The following is an 18,233-nucleotide window of genomic DNA, read 5'->3' on the forward strand; positions in this document are numbered from 1 at the left end:
CGCAAACCCGGCTTCCGAAAGTCGACATTCGGTCAAGGCCAAGGATCAAACATCAAGACGCCGGCGGGACCGCGCCCCCCTCTGGCCTGCCGGCCATCTCCCCCACAAGGGGGGAGATCACGCTCTCTGCCCGCCGCTTCTCCGTTCACTCGGCCCCCGCCCCGTGCTAACCCACCCGCATGGCACAGAAGAAAGGATACGAGGTCGATTCGTGGCTGGCGAGGCCGGATCCGGCCATGGGAATCGTCCTGCTTTACGGCCCCGACCGCGGCCTCGTCGCCGAGCGGGCGAAGACCTTCGCCGCGAAAACCGGCCTGCCGCTCGACGATCCATTCTCCGTGGTCAGGCTGGACGGCGCGGAGGTCGACCGCGACGAGGGGCGGCTGCTCGACGAAGCCCGCACCGTGCCGATGTTTTCCGACCGGCGGCTGCTTTGGGTGCGCAATGCCAGTGGCCAGAAGGCGCTTGCCGACGACATCAAGGCGCTGACCGCCGAGCCCGCGCGCGACGCCATCATCCTCATCGAAGCCGGCGACCTGAAGAAAGGCACCGGTCTCAGGGCCATCGTCGAGGCCGCCGGCAACGCCATCGCACTGCCCTGCTATGCCGACGAGGCCCGCGACCTCGATACGGTGATCGACGACGAACTGCGCAAGGCCGGCATGTCGATGACGCTCGACGCCCGCCAGGCGCTGCGCCGTAATCTCGGCGGCGATCGCCTCGCCTCGCGCGGCGAGATCGAGAAACTGGTGCTTTATGCGCACGGCCAAAAGGAGATCGACGTCGGCGACGTCAACGCCCTGTCCGGCGATGTCTCCGGCGCGTCTTTCGACGCCGCGGTCGATGCCATGCTGGGCGGCAAGGTCGGCGACTTCGACATCGCCTTCAACCGCCATTGCCAGTCGGGCGGCCATCCCTTCCTGGTCCTGTCCTCGGCGATGCGGCAATTGCAGGCGATCCAGGCTATGCGCGGCCAGATGGAGACCGGCGGCCGCAACGCCGCCTCGGTCGTCGCCGGCGCCCGTCCGCCCGTCTTCTTCTCGCGCCGCAAGCTGGTGGAAAAGACGCTGGAGCGCTGGACTGTCGAGGCGCTCGGTCGCGCGCTCGGCCGGCTGCAGACGGCGGTGCTGCAGACACGCAAGCGGGCGGATCTGTCGGAAGCGCTGGCGCGCCAGGCGCTGCTCGGGATCGCGATCGAGAGTGCGAGGCTGGGGCAAAGGTAAATGCCGGCGATTGGCGACGGCCGGGCGACAGCTAACTCCCTCCTTGTAGCGGAGATGGCCGGCCCGCGAAGGACGGGCAGGCCAAATGAGTGCTGTCCCACCAGCGTATTCTTCGTCATTCTAGGGCGGAGCAAGGAGCGAAGCGACGCGCGCAGACCCTAGAATCCATGCCGTGACATTGGCCGTAGACTGCTGCCGTCCAGAATAGCCGTTGCCGACAGCGCCAGGTAAGATCGCCACATGACAGGCTACGTCTACATGACCGCGAACCAGAAAGGCGGCACGATCTATATCGGCGTCACCAACGACCTTGCTCGTCGGATGCCCGAGCACAAGACCGGCCAAGGCTCCAGCTTCACCAGCCGTTACGGTGTGCAGCGTCTGGTCTGACACGAGGAGTATTTCGACATCACCGACGCCATCCAGCGTGAGACATCATTGAAGCGCTGGCCGCGCCAATGGAAGGTCGAATTGATCGAGAAGACCAATCCTGAATGGTTCGAGCTGTTTCGCGGAATTGGCTGGACCGTGGCGGCGCTCAACCGTCACGGCATGGATTCTAGGGTCTGCGCGCGTCGCTTCGCTCCTTGCTTCGCCCTAGAATGACGAAGGATACGTCCTGCCCTGTCGTTGCTCAATTCTCAATTCATCATCATCGCGTCCATCGGCTGGAAGGTCGGCAGCGCCTGTGGAAAGACCAGCACCGCCGCGCCGTAAAGGAGCAGCGCGATTCCCGACACCTTGGCTATCCGCTCGCCCGACGGGAGGGTCTTTTCCGCAAAGATCAGCAAGGTGACCACGGCCATTGCGGCGACATTCATGATCCCGAGCGGAAAGAGGGCGAGAAACAGGAGCCAGCAGCAGCCAAGACAAAACGCCCCATGCTCGATGCCCATGCGTGCCGCGCCCCAACGACCGTCGCGCCATGAGGTCAGGATAAAACCGATGGGCGTGCGGCATTTGGCCAGGCAAATATCCTTCAATGGGGAGAGCTGATAGGCACCCGCAACGATCAGCAGCACGCCGCCGATGCGCGCGGCCGTCGCGGCGGACATTCCCATCTGCCCGCCAAGCATCTCCGCGCCGGCCGCACCGGCAAAGGCGAGAACGCCAATCGCGCTCCAAACCAGCATGTAGCCGGCCAGGAACACCCAGGTGGAGACGAAGGTCTCGCCGCGCCCCCGCTTGGCCGCTTGAACCTGGTGAAACGTCAGGATCATCGGGGCGGCCGTCGGAAACATCATGGCAATCATCATGACGATCCAGACGGCAAGAAAGAGCGGCGCCGTCATGCCCATGGTGGGCGAGTAGATTTCCATGCGCATGTCCGCGTCCATGCCGATCTGCTGTCGGATGAGCACAGTCCACGACGCCGCGGCGCTCGCAATCAGCAGCGCGAGAACGATGTTTCGCTGCAGTGTCAGCGTCATGGGCGAGCCCGTCCGGCCATGCGGTCAAGGACTATTGCTGGCCGGACCAATTGATCGGAGCGTAGTGCGCGTTTCGGCGCGAATTATCCCAACTCATGCCATGGTCTCTGAACGTATTGCCTTCCGCGCCCATCGCCAGGCCGAGCCAGTCTGGATTGACGGGATGGCCGGTGGCCGCCCACATCTCGCCGCCCTCGCGCATTGTCGGCAACGGTTCGACCGCCAGTTGCATCACGCCGGCAACCTCCACCGACCGCTTCTTGCCGTCGACCTGGTATTTGATCGGCGCCTTCTTCGCTCCGAGATTGGTGCTGATCATCGGCGCGAAGGCAGCCATCGGCCCACCCGCGGCGCCGGTGAAGATGGCGCCTAGCGCCTCTGTTTGCCGGTCATCCGCCCGTTCGTCGATATAGGCCGCCGCCGTCCAATTGCCGTCCGCCATCGGACCTGGCGTGTGAGCAACCATCGCGACATTGAGCCCGTCCAATCGAACGTCGCCGAAACTGCCCTTGTCGATATGAAAGACCAGGGCAACGTCGCAAACGCCTTTCGTCGGCTTCGACGTCAGCTGCGCCTGGGTGGACAGCAGACAGGGACATACGACATCGCAGCTGCAGTTCTCGAAGTAACTTCCAGACAATTGCCAACTGACCGCCATTTGCACCTCCCATTTGCGTCAGGCGCGTCGGGCATATCGCTTTGGCGAGGCGGTGCCGTTTCACGAACACGATCGGAACGGCAGAGAGCCCTCATCGCGACTGATCGGCACGCCGGGGCATAACTTAAGTTCGAGCTAATAGAAGGTACGCCGTTGCCCCGGACTGTCAAGCGGAGGGCGCCGGCGCTGGAACGTCGGGTCGCTCGGCCGCGTGCGGCTGCAGACAGCGGTGCTGCCGACGCGCAAACGGCAGAACTTGTCCGAAGCACTGGCGCGGCAGGCTGTGCTTCGCGATTGTGCTGCAAAACGCTTGTGATTGGCGAAAACCGACGCGCCGGCTGATCTCCCCGTGGGCCTTTGTGGGGGAGGTCCAGGAGGACAGAGGGGCGCGAAGGAACGCCGACCATCTCCGTCGTCATTCCAGGGCGGAGCAAGGAGCGGAGCGACGCGCGCAGACCCTGGAATCCATTCCGTGACGCTAAGGCATTGCAACGTTTACAGAATTTTGTACCGCTGAGCCCTTCGGGGTCGGTCACGGAATGGGATCCTCGGGTCAAGCCCGAGGATGACGACGTCGGTTGCGGCTAGAGAAGCGCTGGTACGCTAGCCGGACAGCGCCTCCTATCCTGCCGGGCAACTCCCACCGCCTTCGCCAATGAGTGGCGCGCAACGGGCCCGGCATATCGCCCAAGCCCCCCTTCTGTCTATCACCGATATATCAGGCATATCCAGCCTTAAGCCAAAACCTCAGGTTCCGGCAAATACCGTTACGCCGCAGCCGCCTACCGCTCGTCCTTCAGCCGCCGGCACAACTCGTCGAGCTGGTCCAGCGAGCGATAGTTGACCCTGAGCGTGCCGCCCTTGCCCTTGTGCTCGATGCTCACGATCATGCCGATCGTATCGGTCATCAGCTTCTCGAGCGCCAGCGTGTCGGGGTCCTTGTCCGACGCGCTTGCCGCGGGCTTGGTCTTGGCCGGTGTCGGGCCGGCGGGCATCTGCGCCAGCGCTTCCGCCTGGCGCACCGAAAGCCCTTCCTTGACGATGCGCTTGGCGAGCCCGGCCGGGTCCGCCGCGGTTACCAGCGTGCGGGCATGACCGGCCGAGAGATCGCCGTCGACCAGCATGCTATGGATGACGGGGGGCAGCTTCAGAAGCCGCAGCGTGTTGGCGACATGGCTGCGGCTCTTGCCGATCACCTGGCCGAGATCGGCTTGGGTGTAGCCGTGCTCGTCGATCAGTTGCTGATAGCCTTGCGCCTCCTCGACCGGATTGAGGTCGGCGCGCTGCACGTTCTCGATGATCGCCAGCTCCAGCGCGGTGCGGTCGTTGACGTCGCGCACGATCAGCGGGATCTCGGTCAGGCCGGCGCGCTGCGCCGCCCGCCAGCGCCGCTCGCCAGCGATGATCTCGTAGCGGCCGGGCTGCGAAGGCGAGGGACGCGCCACCACCGGCTGCACCACACCATGTTCGCGGATCGATTGCGCGAGGTCGGTGAGCTCGGCATCGCCGAAATGCCGGCGCGGATTCTTCGGGTTCGGGCTGACGAATTCGATCGGCACCTTGCCGTCCGCCGCGACCGCCGCGCTTGGCTTTTCCGGCGCCGCCGGACGGTCGATTTCGCCGATCAGCGCCGCGAGGCCACGGCCCAGTCTTTTTCTTGATTGGTCTTCGCTCATTGGTTTGTCCAGATCGTTTCGGAATCGAATTGGCTAATTAACCAAAGCTGCTGTCGCGCCTACGGCTCAGGCGGCGCGCAGCTTGCGCTCGCGGCGGATCACCTCGGAGGCGAGCTGCAGATAGGCTTGGCTGCCCGAGCACTTCAGGTCATAGAGGATCGCTGGCTTGCCATAGGACGGCGCTTCGGAAACGCGAACATTGCGCGGAATGATCGTCTCATAGACCTTGTCGCCCATATGGGTGCGCACATCCTGCACCACCTGGTTGGCGAGGTTGTTGCGCCCGTCATACATGGTGAGCACGATGCCCTGGATGGTGAGATCCGGGTTGATGCTTTTGCGCACCTGCTCGACCGTCTCCAGCAACTGGCTGAGACCCTCGAGCGCGAAGAACTCGCATTGCAGCGGCACGAGAACGGAATCGGCCGCAGCCATTGAATTCAAAGTCAAAAGATTGAGCGAGGGCGGGCAGTCGATCAGCACATAGCCGAACGGCGCCGACCGCTCGGCGGCGGCGCGCAGCGCATTGCGCAGCCTGAGCACGCGGTCGGGCGCCGAGGCGATCTCCATCTCGATGCCGAGCAGGTCGAGCGTCGAGGGCACGATGGACAGACCCGGCACCGCCGTCGGCACCGCAGCCGCTTCCAGATCGAGTTCGCCGGTTAGCACGTCATAGGACGAGACGGTGCGGTCCTTGCGGTCGATGCCGAGGCCGGTGCTGGCATTGCCCTGCGGGTCAAGATCGACGATCAGCACGCGCTCGCCGATCGCGGCCAGCGCCGTGGCCAGATTGATGGCCGTCGTCGTCTTGCCGACGCCGCCTTTCTGGTTGGCAACAGTGATGATACGCGGTGCTGTGCTCATGGGCCTATGCCAGTAATTCATTGCTGTTTCGCCGGGCGCAATTCGGTGATTTCAAGGATGACGCCGTGTGGGTCGGTCATGCTCGAATGTTCTACCAGATCGAAGCCCCAGCGGTGAGTGCTTTCTTCCACCTCGGCACGGTAATCCCGGCCTTTATGGAAAAGCGCGCGTGACCCTTTGGTCAGCCATGGCGCAGCCAGGTCCAGCAGATCCGGAAGGGCGGCCAGCGCTCTGGCGGTTACGATTTCCGGTGCGGAAACAAGCGCATAGCTGTCATCGATGCGCTTGGCCAGGACCCGTGCCGGCAAATTGAACTGACCGATGACTGATTGCAGAAACGAAGCCTTCTTGCGGTTGCTCTCGACCAGGTCGATCGATGCGCCGGCATGCTCGGCCAGCAGAAAGCCGAGCACCAATCCCGGAAACCCGCCGCCCGAACCAAGGTCGACCCAGCGCGTGGCAGTGGGTGCGATTCGCGCGAGTTGGGCGCTATCCAGGATGTGGCGGCGCCAGACATCGTCCAGTGTCGATGGCGCCGCCAGATTGATGCTGCGGTTCCATTTCAGGAACAGCTCCTCGAAGGCCCGAAGCCGCTCGAATGTTTCACGTGAAACCGGACCCGCCGCCTTTTGCAGATCGTCCCAGGCGCTCACGCCACGTCCCTTCGCGCGGCGAGCTCGGCGTTGCGGACATGAGCCACGATGATGGCTAGCGCAGCGGGCGTCATGCCTTCCATCCGCTGAGCATCGGCGATCGAACGCGGCTGGCGCGTCTTCATCTTCTGCTTCAACTCGTTTGAAAGTCCGGGAACATCAGAGAAATCGATCGCCTCGGGGATGAGCCGCGATTCCTCATGCCTGATCTGGGCGACATCGGCCTGCTGCCGATCAAGGTAAACCGAGTATTTCGCTTCCGTTTCGAGTCGCTCCGCCGTCTTGGCGTCAAGCGCGGCAAAGCGCGGCTCGACGCCACCCAGCCACGCCAAGTCGACGCCCGGATGCGCCAAAAGCTCATAGGCCGAGCGGCGTACGCCGTCCTTGTTGATCTCCAGCCCATGCCGCGCCGCTTCGTTCGGCGTCAGTGTCACCGACTTTGCCAGCGCGCGGGCCCGATCGAGCTTCAGCGCGATCTCGCCGAACCGCTGCATCCGCGGCGAGGCCACGATCTCGAGCTTGTCGGCCAGCGGCGTCAGCCGCTCATCGGCATTGTCGGCGCGCAGCGACAGCCGGAACTCCGCCCGCGAGGTGAACATCCGGTAAGGCTCGGCGATGCCGCGGCTGGTCAGGTCATCGACCATCACGCCGATATAGGCCTCGGTGCGGCTGAGCACGACCGGCTCGCTTGCCGAAGCCTTGCGCGCCGCGTTGATGCCGGCGAGCAGACCTTGCGCGCCGGCCTCTTCGTAACCCGTCGTGCCGTTGATCTGCCCGGCCAGGAACAGGCCGGCCACGCGCTTCGTCTCCAGCGTCGTCTTCAGTTCGCGCGGATCGACATGGTCGTATTCGATGGCATAGCCCGGCTGCAGCATCGTCGCCTTTTCCAACCCGGGAATGGTCTTCAGGATGTCGAGCTGCACATCCTCCGGCAGCGAGGTCGAGATCCCGTTCGGATAGACGGTGTCGTCGTCGAGGCCTTCCGGCTCGAGGAAGATCTGATGGCCCTCGCGGTCGCCGAACTTGACGATTTTGTCCTCGATCGAGGGACAGTAGCGCGGCCCGACGCCTTCGATCGAGCCGGAGTACATCGCCGAGCGGCCGAGATTGGCCCGGATCAGGTCATGCGTCGCCGGCATGGTCCGCGTGATGCCGCAATGGATCTGCGGATTGACGATTGCGTCCGTCATCAGCGAGAACGGCACCGGATCTTCGTCCGCCGCCTGGCTTTGCAGCGACGCCCAATCGATGGTGCGGCCGTCGAGGCGAGGGGGCGTGCCGGTCTTCAGGCGCCCGAGCTTGAAGCCCGCACGCGCCATGGTGGACGAAAGCCCATGGCTTGCCTGTTCGTTCATGCGGCCGGCGACGATCTTCCGCTCGCCGATATGGATCAGCCCGCGCAGGAACGTGCCGGTGGTCAGCACGACCGCGCCGCAGGCCAAGCGCCGATCGCCCGAAACCAGCACGGCCGCCACGTGCCCGTCTTCGATTGCGAGATCGAGAACCTCGCCCTCGACCACGTCGAGATTGGTCTGTTCGCCGATCGCGGCCTGCATGGCAAGCCGATAGAGCTTGCGGTCGGCCTGGGTGCGCGGACCGCGCACGGCCGGCCCCTTGCGGCGGTTGAGCAGGCGGAACTGGATGCCGGCGGCATCCGCGATGCGGCCCATCAGCCCGTCCATGGCGTCGATCTCGCGCACGAGATGGCCCTTGCCGAGGCCGCCGATCGCCGGATTGCAGGACATGACGCCGATCGTATCGAAGCGCAGCGTCACCAGCGCGGTCCTGGCGCCGGCGCGCGCGGCAGCGCTCGCCGCCTCGCAGCCGGCATGGCCGCCGCCCACCACCACCACATCATAGTGATCGGTCATTTTTCCAAGAATCCGCTTTCAGAGATTGCCCGACACATGTCCCCGTCATCACGCGCTGTCAAGGACGAAGGCCCGACTCGTTTCACGTGAAACACATATCCGAAGCCGGAATGTTTCACGTGAGTCATCGCCGCACGGGTCCCGCGTCATGTTTCACGTGAATCATTTACCGATGCAGAACTGCGAAAAGATGACGTCGAGCAGATCCTCGACATCGACCGCGCCGATGATCCGGCCGAGCCGATCGGCCGCCAGCCGCAACTCCTCGGCCCGCAATTCCTGGCTGTGTCCGGCCAACGCCGCTCGCAAGAAGCCCGTCGTCTCCTTGAGCAGCTCGACATGCCGCAGCCTCGACGGGAGGACTTCACTCGCGTCCCCGGCTGCCTTGGCGGCACGGGCTCCGATCTCGTCGAGAAGAGCGCCGAGCCCTGTGCCGTCCCTGGAAGAGATCGCCAGATCATATGCGCCAGCGCCGGCACCGGCGATATCGGACTTCGTCCCGACACGCAGCAGTGGAGCCCCGCTCGCAACGTCGCCGACGGAAACAGGGTCAGCCATGTCCTCCAACAGCAGGATCAGGTCTGTCTCCCCGGCCCTGGCCCTGGCACGCTCGATGCCGATTGATTCGACCTTGCCCGCGGCGTCCCGCAGGCCGGCCGTGTCGACAATCCGCACCTTCAGCCCGTTGAGGTCCATGGCGACCTCGAGCAAATCGCGAGTCGTGCCCGGTTCGTCGGTGACGATCGCTGCGTCGCGCCTGGCCAGCGCGTTGAACAGGCTGGACTTGCCGGCATTCGGCGCACCGAGGATCACAACCTCGAACCCGTCGCGGATGATCTCGGCTGCCTTGAAGCCTTCAACATGCCGATCGATCTCACCGATCATTGCCGACACGTCGGACCAGACCGCATCCGAAACGGAACCCGGCACGTCTTCTTCGTCGGCGAAGTCTATTTCCGCCTCGATCATGGCGCGCGCATGGATCAGCCGGCGGCGCCAGCTCGAATAGAGCTCGCTCTGCGTGCCTTCCGCGTTGCGCAAGGCGAAGCGGCGCTGCGCTTCCGTCTCGGCGTTGACCAGATCGGCGAGCGCCTCGGTCTCGACAAGGTCGAACTTGCCGTTGAGAAGAGCGCGCCGGGTGAATTCGCCAGGCTCGGCATGCCTCACGCCTTCGAAGCCCGTGATCGTCTCCAGCATCTTGGCCGCGACGGCGCGGCTGCCATGGACCTGGAATTCGGCAACATCCTCTCCGGTGAAGCTGCCGGGAGCTGGAAAGAACAGGACGAGCCCGTGATCGATGACCGAGCCGTCCGCGGCCTTGAGCTTGCGCAACGTGGTAAACCGGTCCTTAACGGCGCCCGCAATCGTTTCGACCACGAATCGAGTCTTCGGGCCGGAAATACGGATGACGGCAAGCCCGGCGGGCAGGCGGCCGCTGGACAGCGCTACGATCGAATCCTTCGAAGCCATTGGGGAAACCATTTGCCGGACCTGCCGAACCGCCTAGATTAAAGGTAGAGCATGTCGGCCGAAGACCGCCTCATGGTTTTCGGCATCATGCTTTGCCGCATCAAACCCAAATGCCGAGCCCGCCCATCGTGACCCTGCCCGCGCGAAACCTGCTTGCCGAAGAGGCCAGCCCCTATCTGAAGCAGCACAGCGACAATCCCGTGCATTGGCGCGGCTGGTCGCCCGCTGCCCTTGCCGAAGCCAAGGAACTCGGGCGGCCGATCCTGCTCTCCATCGGCTACGCCGCCTGCCACTGGTGCCATGTCATGGCGCATGAAAGCTTCGAGAACGACGCCGTGGCGGCCGTCATGAACCGGCTCTACGTGAATATCAAGGTCGATCGCGAGGAACGGCCGGACATCGACCAGATCTATATGGCCGCCCTCCATGCCATGGGCGAGCAGGGCGGCTGGCCGCTGACCATGTTCCTGACGCCCGATGGCAAGCCTTTCTGGGGCGGCACCTATTTCCCGCGCGAGGCGCGTTACGGAAGGCCAGGCTTCATCCAGGTGCTGGAAGCGGTCGACAAGGCCTGGCGCGAAAAACGGCAGAGCCTCGCCGAAAGCGCGGACGGGCTGACCGCCCATGTCGAGCAGCGGCTTGCCGGCGCGACGGGCAAGGCCGTGCTCGACCGCGATGCGCTGGCCGACCTCGCCGGCCGCATCGACGGCATGATCGACCGCGAACTCGGCGGCTTGAAGGGCGCGCCAAAGTTCCCCAACGCGCCGTTCATGCACGCGCTTTGGCTGTCCTGGCTGCGGGACGGCCAGGCGGAACATCGCGATGCCGTGCAGCTGAGCCTCGAAAAAATGCTCGCCGGCGGCATCTACGATCATGTCGGCGGCGGCCTCAGCCGTTATTCGACCGACGCCGAATGGTTGGTGCCGCATTTCGAGAAGATGCTTTACGACAACGCCCAGCTCATTCACCTGTGCAACTGGGCCCATGCCGCCACCGGGAACGACTTGTTCCGCGTACGAATCGAAGAAACCGTCAGCTGGCTGCTGCGCGAGATGCTGGTCGAAGGCGGTGCCTTCGCCGCCAGCCTCGATGCCGACAGCGACGGCGAGGAGGGGCTTTTTTACACATGGAACCGCGAGGAGGTCGAAGCCGCGCTCGGCGACGATGCGTCGACCTTCTTGCGGTATTTCGAGCTGGCCGCCCCGCATGGCTGGGAAGGCAAGCCGATCATTCGCCAGACCGAAACACAGCAAAGTCAGGGCATCGCCGACTACGCTCAACTTACTCCTCTGAAAGCGAAGCTGCTGGCTGTCCGCGAACAGCGGATCAGGCCTGGCCGAGACGGCAAGGCGCTCACCGACTGGAACGGGCTGATGATCGCGGCCCTCGCCGAGGCGGGCCGCTCACTTGGGCGCCGTGAGTGGATCGATGCCGCAGCCAAGGCTTTCGCCCATATCGTCGGGGCCAGCCAGGATGGCCGCCTGCCGCATTCCATGCTCGGCGCAAAGAGACTGTTCCCGGCGCTATCCAGCGACTATGCCGCCATGACCAACGCGGCGATCGCGCTGTTCGAGGCGACCGGCGATCTGACCTATTCCGATCGCGCCAGGCAGTTCATCGGCGAGCTCGACCGCTGGCACCTGGACGACGACAAGACCGGCTACTGGCTGACGGCGTCGGACAGCGGCGACGTTCCGATCCGCATCCGCGGCGATGTCGACGAGGCGATACCTTCCGCCACCAGCCAGATCGTCGAGGCGCTGGTGCGGCTGTCGTCGCTCACCGGCGACCTCGATCTCTGGGAAAAGGCCTGGATGATCGCCGAGCACGCCATGGGCCGCGCGTCCCAGCAGGCCTATGGCCAAGCCGGCATCGTCAACGCCTGCGCGCTGGCGCTCGAGCCATTGAAGCTCGTGATCATAGATAGGCCAGATACCGCAAGCCTCGTTCCGGTTGCGAATCGGAATCCCGATCCGCGCCGGGTGGACATCGTCGTGCCGATCGGTACGGAAGCGAATCAACCGCTATTGCCGGGCGGCGTGCTGCCGCCGACGGACAAGGCAGGCGCCTGGTTCTGCAGCGGACAGGTGTGTCTGCCGGTGGTCACGGATGCGGGTGAGTTGGAGAAGTTGCTGCGGCGAAGCTGAGAGACTCGCGAGGCCGAGACCGGTTTCTTCGTCATCCTCGGGCTTGACCCGAGGATCCATGCCGTGACGCTCGCCGAAGAACGCAGCGGCGCAGAATTCTGCACCGCTGCAAAGCTCAAAAGGAACGGCATGGATTCTAGGGTCTGCGCGCGTCGCTTCGCTCCTTGCTCCGCCCTAGAATGACGAAGCCTAGACCGGCTCGGTATCCCGACTACGTATTCATCGAATCGAAGAAGTCGGCGTTGGTCTTGGTCTGCTTGAGCTTGTCGATGAGGAACTCGATCGCGTCGGTCGTGCCCATCGGCGCGAGGATGCGGCGCAGCACGAAGATCTTCTGCAGGTCCGCGCGCGGCACCAGCAGGTCCTCCTTGCGGGTGCCCGACTTGAGGATGTCCATCGCCGGATAGATGCGCTTGTCGGCCACCTTGCGGTCGAGCTGGATTTCGCAGTTGCCGGTGCCCTTGAACTCTTCGAAGATGACTTCGTCCATGCGGCTGCCCGTATCGATCAGCGCGGTGGCGATGATGGTCAGCGAGCCGCCTTCCTCGATGTTACGGGCGGCGCCGAAGAAGCGCTTGGGGCGCTGCAGCGCGTTGGCGTCGACACCGCCGGTCAGCACCTTGCCGGATGACGGCACGACGGTGTTGTAGGCGCGGCCGAGACGCGTGATCGAATCCAGCAGAATGACCACGTCGCGGCCATGCTCGACCAGGCGCTTGGCCTTCTCGATCACCATTTCGGCGACCTGCACGTGGCGCGCCGCCGGCTCGTCGAAGGTCGAGGAGATGACCTCGCCCTTCACCGAGCGCTGCATGTCAGTCACTTCCTCCGGACGCTCGTCGATCAAAAGCACGATCAGATAGCATTCCGGATGGTTGGCGGTGATCGAATGGGCGATGTTCTGCATCAGCACCGTCTTGCCGGTGCGCGGCTGCGCGTTGATCAGCGCGCGCTGGCCCTTGCCGATCGGCGCGACCAGGTCGATCACGCGCGGCGAGATGTCCTTGGAGGTCGAATTGTCGATCTCCATCTTCAGCCGCTTGGTCGGATAGAGCGGCGTCAGATTGTCGAAGTGGATCTTGTGACGGATCTTTTCGGGATCGTCGAAATTGATGGTGTTGACCTTGAGCAGCGCGAAATAGCGCTCGCCCTCTTTCGGGCTGCGGATCGGTCCCTCGACCGTATCGCCGGTCTTGAGCGAAAAGCGCCTGATCTGCGACGGCGAGATGTAGATGTCGTCGGGACCCGGCAGGTAGTTTGCGTTGGCGGAGCGCAGGAAGCCGAAACCGTCCTGCAGCACCTCGACCACGCCGTCGCCGATGATCTCGATGTCCTGGGCGGCGAGCTTCTTCAGGATCGCGAACATCAGCTCCTGCTTGCGCATGACGCTGGCGTTCTCCACCTCGAGCGATTCGGCATAGGCGATCAGCTCTGGCGGCTTCTTGTTCTTGAACTCTGCGAGTTTCATTTCTTGCATCAGATAGACTCTGGGTAGGCTTTGGGGAGAAAAATCGGCTGAATACGACAAATGCCGGGCGCGGCCGAAAGCGAGTGAAAGGGGCGGCGCATGACGGGAAGGAAGACCCGTCTTTTATCGTCGGTCGCCTGAAAGAGCAAGCCGCCTTTTGCTGGGCTTCTGCTGGATTGAAGGAAGCCTGGAGCATGATGCCGAAAAGTGGAAAACCGGTTTTCGGAAAGATCATGCTCCTGATCTAAAACGGCTTCACGATGACCAGGATGACGATGACGATCATCAGCAATGTGGGGATCTCGTTGACGATCCGCCAGTGCCGCGCCGATTTTTCGTTCTTGTCCTCGGCGAATCTCCTGACCGCCGCGGCGAGATAGCCATGTAGCCCCGACAAGGCGAGCACCAGCGCGATCTTGGCGTGCAGCCAACCGCCCTGGAAGCCAAAGCCCTTCCAGGCCAGCCAAAGCCCGAACACCCAGGTCACGATCATCGCCGGGTTGATGATTCCCCGCAGCAGCCGGCGTTCCATCACCTTGAAGGTCTCGGACTGCACCGAGCCTTTCTCGGCATCGACGTGATAGACGAAGAGCCGCGGCAGATAGAGCATGCCGGCCATCCAGGCGATGACGGCAATCACATGGATCGCCTTTGCCCAGGGGTAGAAGCCGTCGCCCGCCACGAAATAGAGCAGCGCGCTCAGCACGACGAGCACGGCAAAGCCGATCGCCATGCGCTTCATCGCCTGGCCAGTGCTGTTCCCACTGCTCGCGCTGTCCTCATTGCTCATCGGCGGCTCCTCACCATTTTCACCATCGCCTCGACATGCGCCACCGGCGTCTCCGGCGTGATGCCGTGGCCGAGATTGAAGATCAGCGGTCCACCACCCAACGTTCTTAGAATCGCATCGACGCCGTCGGCCAGCGCCTTGCCGCCGGCGACCAGGCGCAGCGGATCGAGATTGCCTTGCACCGCTCCGTCGCGCTGCAAGTCCTTCGCCATCGACAGCGGCACGGTCCAGTCGAGGCCGAGACCGGTGATGCCGGTCTTCCTCCTGTAGTCGCGATAGCGCTCGCCGGCGCCCTTCGGAAAACCGATCACCGGCACGTTCGGGTGAGCCGCCTTCACCTGCCGGACGATCTCGGCCACCGGCTCGACGCAGAAGGCCTCGAAGGATGGTTCGTCCAGCACGCCCGACCACGAATCGAAAATCTGCACCGCATCGGCGCCGGCTTCGATCTGGCGAATGAGATAGGCGGCCGAGTGGTCGGCCAGAATCTTCAGAAGCCGTGCGAAGGCCTCGGGCTCGCGATAGGCGAAAAGCCGGGCAGGGCCCTGGTCGGGCGTGCCGTGCCCGGCAATCATATAGGTCGCCACCGTCCAGGGCGCTCCGCAGAAGCCGAGCAGCGTCGTCTCGTCGGGCAGTTTTGCGCGCAACCGGCGCACCGTCTCGTAGACCGGTTCGAGATTCACGTGAAACATACCGCCGTTCAGCGCGGGAATCTCCGATGCCGAGATCGGCTTCAGGATCGGGCCGCGGCCCTCTTCGAAGCGGACATCCCGCCCCAAGGCGTTGGGCACGACGAGAATGTCGGAGAACAGGATCGAGGCGTCGAAGCCGAAGCGTTCGATCGGCTGCAGCGTCACCTCGACGGCAAGGTCCGGGTCGTAGCAGAGATCGAGGAAGGATCCCGCCCGCTTCCTGGTCTCCCGGTATTCGGGAAGATAGCGGCCCGCCTGACGCATCATCCAGAGCGGCGGCGGTGCAACCGTCTCGCCCTTGAGGACGTCCAGCATGATCCGTTTCGCAGCCATTTGGCGCTGTCCCCTCCGGGTGTCTCTTAAATCAAATATCTATTTTAAAAGAGTCTTCTGATTCTAAGAGTCTGTTGGTTGTGATGATTGCGACCAGTCCAGCCTGCGGCTCGAAAAGGCCAGTCAGCATATTGTCGCGTACTCGCTTTCGCAATTTGGAGGGATCTGGGGACGAAGCGGATTCAGGCTTTCGAGTCAAAAGCTTGGCCTTTCGGGTCTGGACTTCCCGCTGTGGACGAAATCGGCCAAGAAAAATTGATCCCCAGTTTTGTCCCCAGCGCCGCGACAAAGCCTACAGCGGGTCGAATTGTGGACAAGCGGCCATCTGATACAGTCGCTTCCCGACCCGAGGCCCGCCCATCCAGCCTTGTCCACAATTGCCCACAGCCTGGACCCATCCCCTGTGAACAAACCTCAGAGCTTCTTCCACCTGCATCTGATCTCCGACGCCACCGGCGAGACGCTGCTGGCAGCCGGCCGCGCGGCGTCGGCGCAATACAAGGACGCGCGCGCCATCGAGCACATCTATCCGCTGATCCGCACGGAAAAGCAGATCGCCAAGGTCTTCGAGGATATCGAGGAGGAGCCCGGCATCATTCTCTATACGGTGGTCGACCAGAAGCTGGCGCGCTCGATCGACGAGCGCTGCGCGGCGATGGGCCTGCCTTGCGTATCGGTGCTGGAGCCGGTGCTGACGGTCTTCCAGTCCTATCTCGGCACGCCGGCCGGCCGCCGCGTCGGCGCCCAGCACGTGCTCGACGCCGAATATTTCCGCCGCATCGATGCCTTGAACTTCACCCTGGAGCATGATGACGGCCAGCTGCCGGCCAATATGGACGATGCCGATATCGTGCTGATCGGCATATCGCGGACCTCGAAGACCCCGACCAGCATCTATCTCGCCAATCGCGGGATCAAGACCGCCAACATCCCGATCGTGCTCGGCGTGCCGCTTCCCGAAAGCCTGATCGCCGCCAGGACGCCCTTGGTCGTCGGCCTGATCGCCACGGCCGAACGCATCTCGCATGTGAGGCAAAACCGCATCCTCGGCAACAGCGCCGCCTTCGTGTCGACCGACTATGTCGACCGCGCCGCCATCAACGAGGAGCTCGCCTACGCCCGCCAGCTCTGCACGCGGCATGGCTGGCCGATGATCGATGTCAGCCGCCGCTCCATCGAGGAAACCGCGGCCGCCATCGTTGCCCTGCGGGGAAAGACGCGCTAACTGGGATTTGCCGAGACGCCGGCCGCTTCGTCATCCTAGGGCGGAGCAAGGAGCGAAGCGACGCGGCGTAGACCCTAGGATTCATGCCGTGACGTCGAAGTGTTGCGACGGTGTAGAATTCTGCTCCGCTGCGCCCCTCGGCTGAGGTTATGGCATGGATCCTAGGGTCTTCGCGACGGAGCTTCGCTCCCGCTTCGCCCTAGGATGACGAAGTTCGTAAGGCTTTGGCCATTCTCCAAAGTTTGTGCTGGACCCCCAGACAAACGATGGGTCAACAGCGTCAGGGAGCTAGTTGGGCGAAACATCATGGTCGAGAAAATCATCCTCGCTTCGGGCAGCCCCTACCGTAAGGCGATGCTCGTCAGTGCCGGCCTCGACATCGAGGCGGTGCCGGCAAATGTCGACGAGCGCGCGCTCGAGGCTCCGCTGAAGGACAGCGGCGCTTCACCCGAGGATGTCGCGTCGATCCTGGCCGAGGCCAAGGCGACCGAGGTCAGCGAGCGCAAGCCGGGCGCCCTGGTGCTCGGCTGCGACCAGACGCTGTCGCTGGGCGACGAGATCTTTCACAAGCCCGCCGACATGGAAAGCGCGCGGAGACATCTGCTCGCTTTGTCCGGCAAGACGCATCAATTGAACAGCGCCGCCGTGCTTTGCCGCGACGGCGAGGTGCTGTGGCGCCATGTCGGCGTCGCCAGCCTCACCATGCGCAAGCTCGATCCCGCCTTTATCGGCCGGCATCTGGCGCGTGTCGGCGCCAAGGCGCTGTCCAGCGTCGGCGCCTACCAGATCGAGGGCGAGGGCATCCAGCTGTTCGAGAAGATCGAGGGCGATTATTTCACCATCGTCGGCCTGCCGCTTTTGCCGGTGCTGAAGGAGCTGCGCGAACTGGGGGCCATCGATGGTTGAGAAAAAGGCCTTCGTCACGGGACATCCGATCGCGCATTCGCGCTCGCCGAAAATCCACGGCTATTGGCTCGAGCAATACGGCATCGACGGAAGCTACCAGGCGATCGATGTCGCGCCGGCGGATTTCGCGTCCTTCCTGAAGGCGCTTGCCGACAATGGTTTTCGCGGCGGCAATGTCACCATCCCGCACAAGGAGGCGGCCTTCGCCGGCGTCGCCCGCCGCGATCACGCGGCCGACGCGATCGGCGCGGTCAACACACTATGGTTCGAGGATGGCATTCTGTGTGGCGGCAACACCGACGGCTACGGCTTTGCCGCCAACCTCGACCAGTATGCGCCCGGCTGGGCGGCCAATGGCCCGGCCGTGGTGCTCGGCGCCGGCGGGGCTTCGCGCGCGGTCATCCATGCGCTGAAGGAGCGCGCCGTGAAGGATATCCGCATCGTCAACCGGACGCTCGCGAGAGCCGAGGAACTCGGGCGCCATTTTGGCGCCGGCATCTCGGCGCATGGCGCCGATGCGCTCGGCGAGCTGCTTGCCGATGCCGGCCTGCTCATCAACACCACATCGCTCGGCATGCATGGCAATGAAACCTTGGCCGCCGATCCGGGCGCGTTGCCGGACCATGCCATCGTCACCGACATTGTCTATGTGCCGCTGGAGACGCCTTTGCTCGCCGCCGCCAGGGCGCGTGGCCTGAAGACCGTCGATGGTCTCGGCATGCTTCTGCATCAGGCGGTGCCCGGTTTCGAACGCTGGTTCGGCCGGAAACCCGACGTTACGTCCGAGCTGCGAAGCATGATCGTCGCCGACATCGAGGGCCATTGAA

The 18,233-nt window shown here is 63.8% G+C and carries 15 protein-coding genes and 1 pseudogene; 6 read left to right on the plus strand and 10 right to left on the minus strand.

What is annotated here, in order from left to right; genetic code table 11:
• Positions 1-179 precede the first annotated feature (179 nt).
• Positions 180-1,223, plus strand: a complete 1,044-nt coding sequence (gene holA, locus FJW07_RS26995; protein ID WP_140859385.1) for a DNA polymerase III subunit delta — start codon at positions 180-182, stop codon at positions 1,221-1,223.
• A gap of 240 nt (positions 1,224-1,463) precedes the next feature.
• Positions 1,464-1,748 (plus strand): annotated as a pseudogene (locus tag FJW07_RS27000) (GIY-YIG nuclease family protein); the annotation flags it as partial.
• 116 nt (positions 1,749-1,864) lie between these two features.
• Here the strand turns inward: FJW07_RS27000 and FJW07_RS27005 are convergent.
• From FJW07_RS27005 to mnmE, 7 genes are all read right to left on the minus strand, one after another.
• Positions 1,865-2,653 carry a DUF2182 domain-containing protein gene (locus FJW07_RS27005; RefSeq protein ID WP_140859386.1) on the minus strand — a complete coding sequence of 263 codons (789 nt, stop codon included), beginning with the start codon at positions 2,651-2,653 and terminating at the stop codon, positions 1,865-1,867.
• A gap of 31 nt (positions 2,654-2,684) precedes the next feature.
• Positions 2,685-3,311 (minus strand): DUF1326 domain-containing protein, encoded by a 627-nt coding sequence (locus tag FJW07_RS27010; protein WP_140859387.1) that lies wholly within the window; start codon positions 3,309-3,311, stop codon positions 2,685-2,687.
• A 782-nt stretch (positions 3,312-4,093) separates the two neighbouring features.
• Positions 4,094-4,987: a ParB/RepB/Spo0J family partition protein gene (locus FJW07_RS27015; RefSeq protein WP_140859388.1), complete on the minus strand. Its 894-nt coding sequence runs from the start codon at positions 4,985-4,987 to the stop codon at positions 4,094-4,096.
• A gap of 66 nt (positions 4,988-5,053) precedes the next feature.
• Positions 5,054-5,851, minus strand: coding sequence for a ParA family protein (locus FJW07_RS27020; RefSeq protein ID WP_140859389.1), 798 nt, complete (start codon positions 5,849-5,851; stop codon positions 5,054-5,056).
• A 17-nt stretch (positions 5,852-5,868) separates the two neighbouring features.
• A complete protein-coding gene (gene rsmG, locus FJW07_RS27025; RefSeq protein ID WP_140659573.1) occupies positions 5,869-6,504 on the minus strand; it encodes a 16S rRNA (guanine(527)-N(7))-methyltransferase RsmG in 636 nt (211 codons plus the stop codon).
• A complete protein-coding gene (gene mnmG, locus FJW07_RS27030; protein ID WP_140659572.1) occupies positions 6,501-8,375 on the minus strand; it encodes a tRNA uridine-5-carboxymethylaminomethyl(34) synthesis enzyme MnmG in 1,875 nt (624 codons plus the stop codon). Before mnmG ends, rsmG begins: the two co-directional genes overlap by 4 nt.
• A 162-nt stretch (positions 8,376-8,537) precedes the next feature.
• On the minus strand, positions 8,538-9,845 hold the full coding sequence (gene mnmE, locus FJW07_RS27035; protein ID WP_140859390.1) for a tRNA uridine-5-carboxymethylaminomethyl(34) synthesis GTPase MnmE: 1,308 nt from the start codon (positions 9,843-9,845) through the stop codon (positions 8,538-8,540).
• A gap of 110 nt (positions 9,846-9,955) precedes the next feature.
• On the opposite strand from mnmE, the gene FJW07_RS27040 reads away from it, so the two are divergent.
• Entirely contained in the window at positions 9,956-11,992 is a 2,037-nt protein-coding gene (locus FJW07_RS27040; protein WP_246680879.1) for a thioredoxin domain-containing protein, read from the plus strand.
• 211 nt (positions 11,993-12,203) lie between these two features.
• On the opposite strand, the gene rho is transcribed toward FJW07_RS27040, so the two are convergent.
• From rho to hemE, 3 genes are all read right to left on the minus strand, one after another.
• Entirely contained in the window at positions 12,204-13,469 is a 1,266-nt protein-coding gene (rho, locus tag FJW07_RS27045) for a transcription termination factor Rho (protein ID WP_140645981.1), read from the minus strand.
• Positions 13,470-13,704: 235 nt separating this feature from the next.
• A complete protein-coding gene (hemJ, locus tag FJW07_RS27050; protein WP_140859391.1) occupies positions 13,705-14,250 on the minus strand; it encodes a protoporphyrinogen oxidase HemJ in 546 nt (181 codons plus the stop codon).
• A complete protein-coding gene (gene hemE, locus FJW07_RS27055) occupies positions 14,247-15,275 on the minus strand; it encodes a uroporphyrinogen decarboxylase (protein ID WP_140859392.1) in 1,029 nt (342 codons plus the stop codon). Before hemE ends, hemJ begins: the two co-directional genes overlap by 4 nt.
• A 403-nt stretch (positions 15,276-15,678) precedes the next feature.
• Between hemE and FJW07_RS27060 the strand changes: the two genes are divergently transcribed.
• The 3 genes from FJW07_RS27060 to FJW07_RS27070 all read left to right on the plus strand — a co-directional run bounded on the left by FJW07_RS27060 (position 15,679) and on the right by FJW07_RS27070 (position 18,232).
• Positions 15,679-16,500, plus strand: coding sequence for a pyruvate, water dikinase regulatory protein (locus FJW07_RS27060; RefSeq protein ID WP_140645978.1), 822 nt, complete (start codon positions 15,679-15,681; stop codon positions 16,498-16,500).
• 306 nt (positions 16,501-16,806) lie between these two features.
• Positions 16,807-17,406 carry a Maf-like protein gene (locus FJW07_RS27065; protein ID WP_140859393.1) on the plus strand — a complete coding sequence of 200 codons (600 nt, stop codon included), beginning with the start codon at positions 16,807-16,809 and terminating at the stop codon, positions 17,404-17,406.
• Entirely contained in the window at positions 17,399-18,232 is an 834-nt protein-coding gene (locus FJW07_RS27070; RefSeq protein ID WP_140859394.1) for a shikimate dehydrogenase, read from the plus strand. The genes FJW07_RS27065 and FJW07_RS27070 overlap by 8 nt, the downstream gene beginning before the upstream one ends.
• The last annotated feature ends 1 nt before the right edge of the window (position 18,233 follow it).

The sequence above is a fragment of the Mesorhizobium sp. B3-1-9 genome (genome assembly GCF_006439595.1).
GTDB lineage: Bacteria > Pseudomonadota > Alphaproteobacteria > Rhizobiales > Rhizobiaceae > Mesorhizobium.